We start from the raw sequence: 10,572 nt of genomic DNA on the forward strand, positions 1-10,572 counted from the left end.
CAAACAGCTTACATGAAAAGACCAATTAAATTTATGACTTTATTTTTTACGAATGGTATAACATAAATTTTAAATTGCGAAAGTCCTGTAAATGAGCGTATCCTTGGAAAGTTGAAAATATTTTCCATAAATTCTGATAGGGAAGTATGTCAAAAATCAATGAAGTAAAGATCATCAGGCCTTGCATCAGCAACTAGATTTTCTAGAAAAAATTGGTTTCTAAAAATGAACGATACCCCGTCAGCTTGCTGTGGGAAGACTTCATTCATACTCTTTACTCCCGCGAGAAGGACTGCGCCTTCTTCCAACTCCGTGCTGCGGTTCAGAAACTTTCCCTTGATTTTCCAAGTTAGCTTTTAGCTTATCCATTGCGCTTGGAAGAGAAGCTTTTAACCCTTTACCAATAACGCGAGTGAAAAGGCAAGAAAGCCATCCTTCAAACCTAATCGAGTGGGTCAATTGTGTACCAGTTGAGCAAGGTCTTAGTTGATGCCCCACTATCATCTTATTACCTAGCGGAAGCTTGCTACGAACATCGAAGATTTGATTTGCGAGAACATTGATGAGCTCAAAATCCGTTTCTGGACCGCTACTTGGCTTAAGAGTTCCTGTAGCACCACTTTGAAACGGAGAAGAAAACCGACACCAAGAAAGACTGTTATCCCAAGTAGGCCAGGCTTCTACATCTGCCAATTTAGCCCAGACCTGTTGTTCTGTCACCCGGATAGTAACTGTATGTTCAAAAAAAAGAGTCATAAGTTATACCTCTTGTGTTGTGGGTTTAGAAAACCTTCGCTAAGAATTTTTTCCTTTTTTAGAAGGTTTCAATTCAGAATCTTTACTTTCAGCCGGTGCACCCCTTTTTGTACCTACAGAGCCTCTAGCAACTCTCGCTAATTTATCTACAGAAGCAGGCAATTCTTCTGATAGGGCTGTCCAAATTTTACTGGCGAGTGGGCCACCTTTTTGCGGATCTTTTACCTCAATGGTAGCTTTATGAGTAATTCGAGTCATACCTTCCTCCTCGCTAACGGAATGGAAAGTTTTTACTACTAAAACTCCTAAGTTGGCTTGATTAGTAAATTCTCCTTTTTCTTTGTCAATACTGACAAATGTAGCTTCCACTGGTGGACCAGACAAAGACATTAGCACTGCTTTTTTTCCTACAATAAAGCCTTCCTTTGCTTCAGCAGCTTTTAAGCTTTGGTCCCAAGTAGGCCAACTACTAACATCTTCCCAAGAACTCCAAACGCCTTCCTTAGAAACATTGGTGGTCGTTGAGTGTGAAACAGCAAACATACTAAAACTCCTTTATATATATTTTTTTTCTTACATTCGTCTATGCGATTTAAATCAAACCAGCATTTCTTGCCCACGTGGCAAGCCACGGGGAAAAAAGCAAGTTTTAAGCAGCATTCCACTCTTCACGGAAAGTTTGCACCAGAACCATATATTAAGCTAACGCTGACCCAAACATTTCCTCCACAGCAGCAGTATAAATCCGTTTAGCTATCTCGTATCCTGAAATCTTTAATCCATGATTGTTGGGATCAGAGAATTCGTTTTTAGAAAAGCCTTCCATCATAATTCCTGAATTTACTTCCATGATCTTTAGCTCTTTTTTATCTTCATTGAGAGCCTCAACTATATCGATTGAAGCAAAAGTTACCTTAGCACATTTTGCGGCTTTTAATGCTAGCTCTCTAACTGCATCTAGATTTGGATCTGAACTGAGTGATCCTAACTTTTGATCATATAGAAGTTCAATTTTTGCTCCCTTTCCAACATTGTGTTTCCAATGCAAAGGATAATCTTCATTAAGAGGTTTATTTGAATCTCTAATTATTTCTAGTTGCTTCTTCTCCCCAATTTCTTTTAAAAGCTTTTCGGCAGGTTTTATATCGAGAGAACATATATATTCTTTAAAAGCTTGATCAACAGTTTTTGTGGGGTCTTTTTCCAAACAAGGAGGTTTTTTCTTATAAATCAGCTGTATTTTATCTAAAGGTTCATTGCGATCTAAATATACGACTCTATATTCATAATTAATTTTGTGAAACGGTGAAATGCATAGCATGCTTTTTGTCTTAAAAATATCTAAAGCTGCTTTCTCTAAATCTCTAGCTTTCTCAACATGAAATACTTGATTGCCCCCTGTCCCGTCATTGGGTTTCACTACAACATTTTTTCCCCACTCATCAAACAAAGTGAACATTCCTTTAAAAACCCCTTCCTCAGGACACCAATCATTAGTCTTTGGAGAAAGGAATAGTTCATGTTTTAAAACAGGAATTTTTTCTCTTTCTAACAAAGAAGACATAGCCTGCTTATCCTCACAGAGCTTTCCAGAAACACCAGAATTTAAAGGGAACAAATACCCAAAAATACGATGAATATTTTGTGGGTTTTTAATAGGAGACAGCTCAATAATCCAGTCTTGGCTAAATGACTGCATTTTCAAAAATTTTTCCTTAGAAATTTTTTTTAATAATTCAACCAAAAACCTTTCTTGAGGCTTCTTCTCTTTAGGTGTCTGTTGCTGCTTTGTTCCAAAGATGTTGGACTGCAAAATATTTAAAGTCCCTATGGCGTTTGGCTCAGATGCTGAGTATGATAGCTCTCCTGTTTGCTGTGTGCTAATCAGTTGAAGCCTTTGTCCTGATGTAATTGCAGCTGTCATTCTAGATTTTCCTTTAAGTAGTTTGTGATTTTTAAATTCTAATAAAAAATTGTCACACTATATTAATCAGACGTGAGACATGTGATCAATACGTATAAAATACCTATAGCTAAAATATTTCATTTGCGTATATGAACAATCATTGGGAGGGACTAACCCTTTTTCTAAAAGTTCCTGGAGTTCCACTGACGAATAACGCGAATGAAAGGCTTCTCAAAAGATCCGTTTTGAATCGGAAAAATGCCTATTTTTACCGCACAGAATCCGGAGCAAAATCGGAGATATATTGATGAGCACCATTGAGACGTGCGTCCTCAATAAGGTTATGTAGTGTTCCCCTATTTTTTTGGACAGGTTTTTTTCTTAAATTACTTGCCCCATCAGCATATCTGTCATTTTCACCGGTCCCTGCTTGTATTCCGTACTCTAAAATCGAGACATAGCGCGGCCTAAAAACGAGAGTTCGCTCAGTCCAATAAAATGTTATAGGCAAGACTTAATCTGACAGACGGCTCTGGTGCAAAATTTTTCTCTATCCCAAAAAGCCTTTCTAGGATCAGCGGGCTTGTTCGTGCATCCCTTTTAAGCAGGACTTTCGCAATTTAAAATTTATGTTATGCTGATTACCTACTAATTGATTGCACAAAAGGTAAAAGATGTAATGCGGGTAACGACTCAAACATATGGGCGATTAAGCAACACTTTTTCTGTAAAATCTGAGATCTAGATTCTCAACGCATTATTGTTTAGTTTTTTGCAGGTACAGCCAACAGCCAACCCTTTCAATTATCTTCTTCGGGATGGTAGTAGCTGGATGTTTTGTTATGCCTGGTTCTCCTCCATTAACATGTAGCGTTTTCCTGACACCCAGTCTTCATGGATTTCCATTGCAACGGCTCCAATCAGTCTTTCACAAGACTCGATGCTAGGAAAGAGCCTTGCGACCCTTGTCCGTCTTTTAAGCTCTTGGTTTAATCGCTCAGCTGGATTATTCGTTCTGATTTTTTTCCAGTGATCTCTCGGATAGTAAGCGTCAACGGAAGCCATCTTGACATAAGGTCAGGGGGTAGAATCTGATTCTTGGGCTTTGGCCCACTGATCAGGAAGAAGCTCTACGAGCTTCTGGGATTAAGTAGATCAACCTTATACTACGTTGAGAACATTCCTGGAAAAGAAGACTTAGAGTTAATGAAAGCAATTGATAAAGAATACCTTAGAAACCCATTTTATGGAAGACGTAGGATGACATTAGAAATGCGCGACCAAGGCTTTTTTTTTGGAGAAAAAAGAGTGAGAACTGCCATGAAAAGAATGGGATTGGAAGCGATTTATCCAAAGCCTAATTTGAGCAAGCCACATCAATACCATAAGAAATATCCATATTTGATGAGGTCTGTAAAGGTAGATCGTTCTGACCAAGCGTGGGCTGCAGATATCACGTATATTCCGCTTCAAGGTGGATTTGCATATTTATTTGCAATTATTGATTGGTACAGCCGATTTGTCCTTGAATGGGAACTCTCAAATCTCCTTGATACAGATTTTTGCATAGAGGCTTTGGAAAGAAGTTTGAAAAAAAGCTGCCCAGAAATTTTCAATACAGATCAGGGAGTGCAGTTCACAAGCTTATGCTTTACTAAGAGATTAGAAAAAGAGGGTGTGAAAATCAGCATGGACGGGAAAGGGAGAGCTCTTGATAATGTTTTCATAGAGCGTCTTTGGAGAAGTGTGAAGTATGAGGATATTTATCCTAAAGGATATGAAAGCCTTAAAGAACTAAAAAAGGGACTAGAGGTGTATTTTGAGTTTTATAATGGACAGCGCCGTCACCAGAGTTTGGGATATCAAACGCCGTCAGAGATATATTATGGAGCAGGCCTTGAGGCCTAAAGAAAGACTAAATACTGAATTTAACATCAGGGAAAACTAGCTTAACTTTTGCGAATTTTGGTCTTGACGTCTGGGACCACCATAAGGAGGAGAAATTTCATTTAATTGATCATCGCTTGAAGGGATAAACTTCATAAGTTCTTGATGAATAGTGGACTGAGTTGTTGTTACGCTAGATGTTGAGGGTTGCATTTGAGAAGCCATATAATACCTTTGTTTTTCTAATATAATAAATATATGACTTTTCTTGATAAGATGTATCCTATGAGATACAATAGGGTTATGGAAATAGAGATTGAAATCTATGAAACGCGCTCAGGAAAACGCCCTTTTATAGATTGGATTGATGGGCTAAATGAGATTCATTCTCGTGCAAAAATCTTTACGCGGTTGGATCGTCTTAAAATGGGAAATTTTGGTGATTGTAAATCGATAGGAAATCGAATTTATGAGCTTCGCATTCATTATGGTCCTGGGATAAGGATTTATTATTCTAAAATAGGAATGAAGGTGGTTTTGCTTCTATGTGGAGGAGATAAAAGCTCTCAAAAGAGAGACATCAAAAATGCCCAAGCGTTTCTTGAAGATTATAAGGATCGAGAGGATTAAATAAAATATGGCAAAAAGTAAGAAATACCAAGATTGGCTTATTGAGAAGCTCAGAGATCATGATGAGGCTGTTGCTTATTTAAATGCAGCTTTAGAGGAAAGTCTTAAAGGGGATGAAGAATCTCAGCACCTTTTTCTTTTAGCTGTTAGAAATGTTGCAGAAGCTCAAGGAGGGGTGTCAGAGCTTGCGAAAAAAGCACATCTTGGAAGAGAGAGTCTTTATAAAACTCTCTCAGAAAAAGGAAATCCTAAGTGGCACACACTTGTCTCATTGATCATCGCACTTGGCCTTAATCTAAGATTGAGCTAGTGGCTCGTCTTTGCTTTCGTTTTCTTTTTTATAAAGATCTAAGATTGCTTCGCACGCAATCATTGATCGATCGGTTTTCCGGTCTTCAACATAACGTTTAGCGTAAAGCTCAGCAAAAGCCTGCTCAGCCTCTTCAGTGAGATAAATTGTTGCTTTGATTTTCTTAGTTGACTTAGCTTTTTCTTTATCTTGACTTTTCTCTTCCGTATGTTCTTTTTCTACTTTAACGGCTTGGCTCATAACCCATCCTTGTGGTTTTTACTTTTTAACCTCATAATATATAAGATGCTTATAAATATTTTGTCAACTCACTCCTCAAACGCTAAAAGATGGCAGACTACCAAACAAATAAGACGTCAGGGTTTTTCGGGACTTTCTTGATTTTTTGGAAGGTTCCAAGTAATGTATATAATTGTCATTATATACATTAGTTAGAGAATTCGAAAAGGTAGGGAGGTCAAATGTCTTTGATGGTGAACGGTGAGGGGAGTTTAGAGTGTTTTAGGCAATTAGACGTTTTAAGCTATGAAGAGGCAAAAAGTCAAAAAGCGAATTGGATTTGGAAACAACTGAGTCGGATTACGGTTCAAGAGGCCGTAGAGGTTTGGTTGCTGACTTTAAGCAAGACGACAAAGAAAAATTATCGAGCAGGCGTCAATCGGATGGTGGAGATGGAGATTTTGGATCCCTTGATGACATTGCAGGCTTTTACCCTTGTCAATCATGAAGTAAAGATCGATCAGATTAAGGGATTTTCTGAGTGGGCGGAATGTACACGTCAAGCAAGAGCTGCGTGTTACATTGCGTTTACGGGGTTTTTATATCGGAGAACAAAGGGGATCATCCCCAAAGCCCTTGCAAGCCAAGAAGGGCATGGAAAAACCTTTTTCAAGGTGTATGACAAGGTGAAAACAGCCGCGATGAGCCAGGCCCAATGGTCGGCGTTTTTAGAGGAGCTGGAGAACATTAGTTTTAGGGAGTGTTTGATCGCTAAAGTGATGCTCCAAGGGGGAAAGAGGGTGCGAGAAGTTCTGGATCTGGAGATTGATCAAATCCGTTGGGATCGAAGAAAGATTTCCTTTATGCAGTCTAAGATGAAAGGGATGAAAAAGGTGACGGTGATTACCTATCCCAAGACGGTGATGGAGCGATTGAGGGAGTACGTTGGAGAGAGGAAGGGAAGGGTTTTTGTCACCCGCACAGGAAAACCGGTTCACCTCAACAGGGTATCGGAAACTTTTGCGAAGGCGGGAAGAAAGGCGGGGACCCCCTTTAAGGTGACCCCTCATGTATTGAGGACATCCACGGTGACCTATTTGAAGCAGCAAGGATTCCAGGATAGCGACATCATGAAGGTGACAGGGCATGCTAGTGCCTCGATGGTGGCTTCCTACGACAAAACCTTCCAAGAGATCAATGCGACCGAAAAGGTGCAGCTCGTGAGTTAAAAAAAACATTTGACTTTCTATAATATAGATTTAATAAAGTAATTTTTAATTTAAATTATTTATTCATATTTAATTTATCTATTTTTTTGTGTTATTGTATTCCCAACATAAAAATTTCCATTTTGGAACGCCAAAAGGGAGCAAGGTATTTAGTCCGCCTTCTCCTCATTTTCATAGGATTAAATACACCCTAATTTAGGAGATTAAAATGGAAGCAACGTCAGTTCAACAACAACTACCTCCACCACTTTTGCCAAATAATGGCCCCTCAGCGGCCGGATCTTTAAGGGAAATTTGTCAAGAACCCGAAGATTTTTTAAAAGTGATTTCAACGATTAGCGAAGGCGTGAATTCCGAAAGTGTTTTTAAGCTACCTGCTAGTGAAACTCGACCTCATGATTTTTACATTGCTAAAAGAAAATTTTTTATTATTCAAGGGGAAATTAGTCGTGGAGTCCAAAGTGCTGCCTTTCGTGCTCTTGGCATTTCCCTTGATGATTGCTCAGAAGAACATTTGGTAATTAAGTACTCAAAAATGTCTTTTCGTCGTGAGGTTGAGTGTCTTAGTTTATTAACTCCTGAATCAAAGAAAAGCCCAAATATCGATCATTTTAAAGGCGTTTATAATGTTTGCAATGAGAAAGAAAGCTATATTGCACTCTTTGAGGAAGGTTGCTGTGATTTTTGTAATATCCCTTACTCAGAGATAAAAAAGCCTGTTTCATTCGCATTAACCCAACTTATTTCAATTGGGGAGGGGATTGCTTCTTTGCACAGAAGCGACCTAGTTCATCGGGACATTAAGGGGAAAAATCTTTTGGTTGGCTGCGGCGAGGCCCCTGGAAAGGTGACTGATTTTGGAATGTTGCAAAAATGTGGTCCCAAAGGGGAAACGCACTCAACGGCTTGTACGCCCTTTCACGCAGCTCCTTATATCTGGTCGAATATTCTTGGTCAGAAATATCGGACCAAGTCGGGGCAAAGGAAGGACGAAGGTGGATTTCAAGGAAAAGCAGCGGATATTTTTTCTTTAGGAAGAACAATACAATACGATGTCATCAATTCTATTATTATTCACTTATGTGAAAAAGCTGAAGTAGATATTAAAGATTTAGTTAGAATATTTTTATTCCCCAGAAAATTCTCCGGCCATATTTCCGATAAAAAACTTATGGCGTATGAAACAATCAATCCAGGCTATGTATTTTATATGGAAAGGACTGAACGACAAGAAGAGTATATCTTAATTTTTGAGAAAGAAACCGAGGTTTATGAGAGGACTCTTAAGATTATTCACCTTTTAGAGGGATGTTTGGAAGACCTAGAATATTTCAAACTTGTAGGGTTAACTGCATTAGCAAGAGATTTACAAGTCACGAACAAAGCAAGCCTTCTGGGTTCATTCGGTCTTACGGAAGAAAATCAATCAGATCAGTTGATTCAAAAGGTTTTGGAAAGACTTAGGATCATTGAAAATAAATATTGCTTTCGGTCTCCAGATTTTGGTAGGGATTCCTCTTTTGAAGAAGAATCAACATTAGATAACGGATCACCTAAGCGAAGGAAAAAAGAAACGCCTGAGAGAGGAGAAAGAGAAGTATCAGTATTAGCTCCCGAAACACCTAAGACAGAATTAGATTTCGAACCACCTAAGATAGAAGGAGATGATTTTTAACCATAACTACCATTTAATACTTGTCTTGGGCAATCCGTCCATTCCGAAGCAAAGGGGATTTCCTTGGAATGAAGGCGTCCTTCCCAACCTGGAGGGATAAAGTTAAACCCCATGTCGTTTGCAATGATCTCGAGTTTTTGCATATCTAAAAGCCAGGGGAAAGAGTAGAGATTAGGCTGCAGCCCGATATTTCCACTGATGTTGAGTTTGGTAATGTTGAGTTCTTGTAGTTGGATAGGAAGCCAATTGATCTTGTTTCCACTAATATCTAATGTAACCGCAGATTGACACTCTATCAAAATTTGAGGAGGAAGACGATGAAGATCAAGATTGCTGAAATCTAGATGTGTGATTTTTGCAAATCCATTTGGATACCTCGCTCTGATTTTTTCAGCATCTTTTTCATAGGATTTGATCAAGCTTACTGCGTTTTTTGGAAGAGCATTACGTTCAACAAGTGGGAGCTCTTGAGAAAAGTGGATTGGAGAAATCCCGCCTAAGTGGTCAGACTGAAAACAAATATAGCTTTGATCAACTCGAGTGCGATATGCTACAACTTCCATCTAATTTTCCTTAATTTGTTTATGTAAGAACCAACTATAGTTAATTAAAATATTAAAGTCACACGGATTTTTCATTTATGAGATTATTTGTAAATAGCAAGACTTAATCTGACACTTATGGTAAATTGAACAGGCTTTGTTGCATAATTCATTGAAAGTCTTTTTGGCCCTCCCACTTCTGTGGGTCAGTTTATCACTTTATAACTATCTGGCATACCCAGTTCGGTCATACAGTTCAGAGCTTGGAGCTTTATCATAGATTCGGTAAATTGATTTGCCCAGGTTCTTGAGCGAAGTTTGTCTCCCACAATCGTCTTGAATCGGAACATAAAAGTCTCGACCAAAGACCTTTTATGATATCCCACCTTCTCCTTCCAAAGCTTTCTCCCATCTTCTCCACCTCGCCTGATTTCCTCTATAGCTGTATTTCTTTGAGCCAAGCATGGAGCGGGATCTTTCTTGTGAAGGCGGGCATTGTTTGGTGGTGGAATGACCGGCCTTCCCCCTCGATCATCTACGGCCATCCGACAATCTATTGTGTCATAGGCCCCGTCACCGTAAACATCTCCCAACGAGAAGTCGTCTAGGCAATCCATCATCTCAACCATAGCTGCGTCATCAGTTACATTATTTGAGCTCAGAGCTCCAATAACAATCTCATTCGAATCAACACACATGCCCACATGAAGTTTTCTCCATGTTCTCCTTTTAGAGTATCCATGCTTGCGGGTTTTCCATTCACCCTCACCAAAAACTTTCAATCCGGTAGAATCGAAAATCACATTCAAGCTTTCCCCTGGCTTAAGAGGCCTTTTTAAAGGGATTTTCAGATGTCTGGCTCTCCGAGAGAAGACTGAGTAATGGGGGCAGTTAAGGTTGAGACCTAAGATCGCAATAAGTGACTCGATAAAGCCCTGAAGTTGACGAAGCTTACAATGAAAAACTGCGCGTATCATCAAGGCACATAGGATGGCGTCATCAGAATAGAATTTTGGCCGACCTCGACTGCCTAAATTTTCGTTGGAATACCACTTCTCTATAACTTCGGGACTAAACCAAAAAGTGATGCTCCCCCTATTTTTCAATGAAGTGTTATACTGCTTCCAGTTGCGGATTCGATAGAGATCTCTCTTTTTGGATGGGTTTGAATCTTTCTTATTCGTCATTTTGAGCCTATGGTTTTTCGTTTTCATAAACAAAAAAATTTTATAGACTCACTGACCTTAAGGCAAGAATCACATTTTCTGCAGCTATTTATGCAACAAAGCCCCTTTTCACTGGATCTTGTGGTAGTAAAGTTTTCAAAATATCCCACTGTTTCTCGCATATTATTTGATTTATAAGTTCCTCCTTGTTAAAAGGATGGAGTATATCAAATCAGATACTTATTAGTGGGA

12 protein-coding genes and 1 pseudogene are annotated in these 10,572 nt (G+C 39.0%); 6 read left to right on the forward strand and 7 right to left on the reverse strand.

The annotated features are described in order from the left end of the window. Window positions 1-261: 261 nt before the first annotated feature. The 3 genes from R2I63_RS00280 to R2I63_RS00290 form a co-directional block, all read right to left on the reverse strand. Window positions 262-756: an SRPBCC family protein gene (locus tag R2I63_RS00280; RefSeq protein WP_316355579.1), complete on the reverse strand. Its 495-nt coding sequence runs from the start codon at window positions 754-756 to the stop codon at window positions 262-264. A gap of 39 nt (window positions 757-795) precedes the next feature. Further along, window positions 796-1,299, reverse strand: a complete 504-nt coding sequence (locus R2I63_RS00285) for an SRPBCC family protein (protein ID WP_316355577.1) — start codon at window positions 1,297-1,299, stop codon at window positions 796-798. A gap of 154 nt (window positions 1,300-1,453) precedes the next feature. Further along, window positions 1,454-2,680: an ATP-grasp domain-containing protein gene (locus R2I63_RS00290; RefSeq protein WP_316355575.1), complete on the reverse strand. Its 1,227-nt coding sequence runs from the start codon at window positions 2,678-2,680 to the stop codon at window positions 1,454-1,456. Window positions 2,681-2,811: 131 nt separating this feature from the next. On the opposite strand from R2I63_RS00290, the gene R2I63_RS10510 reads away from it, so the two are divergent. Next, window positions 2,812-2,970, forward strand: a complete 159-nt coding sequence (locus R2I63_RS10510) for an IS66 family transposase (protein WP_445083629.1) — start codon at window positions 2,812-2,814, stop codon at window positions 2,968-2,970. A 532-nt stretch (window positions 2,971-3,502) separates the two neighbouring features. Here R2I63_RS10510 and R2I63_RS00295 read toward each other — a convergent pair. Then, window positions 3,503-3,706 (reverse strand): annotated as a pseudogene (locus R2I63_RS00295) (transposase); the annotation flags it as partial. Window positions 3,707-3,760: 54 nt separating this feature from the next. Between R2I63_RS00295 and R2I63_RS00300 the strand changes: the two are divergent. The 3 genes from R2I63_RS00300 (at window position 3,761) to R2I63_RS00310 (ending at window position 5,489) form a co-directional block, all read left to right on the forward strand. Beyond that, window positions 3,761-4,570 (forward strand): IS3 family transposase, encoded by an 810-nt coding sequence (locus R2I63_RS00300; protein WP_316355570.1) that lies wholly within the window; start codon window positions 3,761-3,763, stop codon window positions 4,568-4,570. Between the two features lie 264 nt (window positions 4,571-4,834). Next, window positions 4,835-5,179 (forward strand): type II toxin-antitoxin system RelE/ParE family toxin, encoded by a 345-nt coding sequence (locus R2I63_RS00305; protein WP_316355568.1) that lies wholly within the window; start codon window positions 4,835-4,837, stop codon window positions 5,177-5,179. 7 nt (window positions 5,180-5,186) lie between these two features. Then, a complete protein-coding gene (locus R2I63_RS00310; RefSeq protein ID WP_316355565.1) occupies window positions 5,187-5,489 on the forward strand; it encodes an addiction module antidote protein in 303 nt (100 codons plus the stop codon). Here R2I63_RS00310 and R2I63_RS00315 read toward each other — a convergent pair. Next, entirely contained in the window at window positions 5,475-5,729 is a 255-nt protein-coding gene (locus R2I63_RS00315) for a hypothetical protein (RefSeq protein WP_316355564.1), read from the reverse strand. The genes R2I63_RS00310 and R2I63_RS00315 overlap by 15 nt on opposite strands. Window positions 5,730-5,950: 221 nt before the next feature. Here R2I63_RS00315 and R2I63_RS00320 point away from each other — a divergent pair, with 221 nt between their 5' ends. Next, window positions 5,951-6,937 (forward strand): tyrosine-type recombinase/integrase, encoded by a 987-nt coding sequence (locus tag R2I63_RS00320; RefSeq protein ID WP_316355561.1) that lies wholly within the window; start codon window positions 5,951-5,953, stop codon window positions 6,935-6,937. Window positions 6,938-7,472: 535 nt separating this feature from the next. After that, entirely contained in the window at window positions 7,473-8,612 is a 1,140-nt protein-coding gene (locus R2I63_RS00325) for a protein kinase domain-containing protein (RefSeq protein WP_316355613.1), read from the forward strand. Here R2I63_RS00325 and R2I63_RS00330 read toward each other — a convergent pair. After that, complete coding sequence (locus tag R2I63_RS00330; RefSeq protein WP_316355556.1) at window positions 8,609-9,175, reverse strand: hypothetical protein; 567 nt, start codon at window positions 9,173-9,175, stop codon at window positions 8,609-8,611. The two genes, R2I63_RS00325 and R2I63_RS00330, sit on opposite strands and share 4 nt — an antisense overlap. Before the next feature lie 185 nt (window positions 9,176-9,360). Continuing rightward, window positions 9,361-10,341 carry an IS5 family transposase gene (locus R2I63_RS00335; RefSeq protein WP_316355554.1) on the reverse strand — a complete coding sequence of 327 codons (981 nt, stop codon included), beginning with the start codon at window positions 10,339-10,341 and terminating at the stop codon, window positions 9,361-9,363. Window positions 10,342-10,572: the final 231 nt, after the last annotated feature.

The organism is Candidatus Neptunochlamydia sp. REUL1 (assembly GCF_963457595.1).
In the GTDB taxonomy this organism is placed as follows: Bacteria; Chlamydiota; Chlamydiia; order Chlamydiales; family Simkaniaceae; genus Neptunichlamydia.

What these genes read in the sequence shown, in the direction of transcription:
- R2I63_RS00280 (WP_316355579.1), bottom strand. Translation starts at nt 756, where the DNA reads ATGACTCTTTTTTTTGAACATACAGTTACTATCCGGGTGACAGAACAA.
- R2I63_RS00285 (WP_316355577.1), bottom strand. Translation starts at nt 1,299, where the DNA reads ATGTTTGCTGTTTCACACTCAACGACCACCAATGTTTCTAAGGAAGGC.
- R2I63_RS00290 (WP_316355575.1), bottom strand. Translation starts at nt 2,680, where the DNA reads ATGACAGCTGCAATTACATCAGGACAAAGGCTTCAACTGATTAGCACA.
- R2I63_RS10510 (WP_445083629.1), top strand. Translation starts at nt 2,812, where the DNA reads ATGAACAATCATTGGGAGGGACTAACCCTTTTTCTAAAAGTTCCTGGA.
- R2I63_RS00305 (WP_316355568.1), top strand. Translation starts at nt 4,835, where the DNA reads ATGAGATACAATAGGGTTATGGAAATAGAGATTGAAATCTATGAAACG.
- R2I63_RS00310 (WP_316355565.1), top strand. Translation starts at nt 5,187, where the DNA reads ATGGCAAAAAGTAAGAAATACCAAGATTGGCTTATTGAGAAGCTCAGA.
- R2I63_RS00315 (WP_316355564.1), bottom strand. Translation starts at nt 5,729, where the DNA reads ATGAGCCAAGCCGTTAAAGTAGAAAAAGAACATACGGAAGAGAAAAGT.
- R2I63_RS00320 (WP_316355561.1), top strand. Translation starts at nt 5,951, where the DNA reads ATGTCTTTGATGGTGAACGGTGAGGGGAGTTTAGAGTGTTTTAGGCAA.
- R2I63_RS00325 (WP_316355613.1), top strand. Translation starts at nt 7,473, where the DNA reads ATGTCTTTTCGTCGTGAGGTTGAGTGTCTTAGTTTATTAACTCCTGAA.
- R2I63_RS00330 (WP_316355556.1), bottom strand. Translation starts at nt 9,175, where the DNA reads ATGGAAGTTGTAGCATATCGCACTCGAGTTGATCAAAGCTATATTTGT.
- R2I63_RS00335 (WP_316355554.1), bottom strand. Translation starts at nt 10,341, where the DNA reads ATGACGAATAAGAAAGATTCAAACCCATCCAAAAAGAGAGATCTCTAT.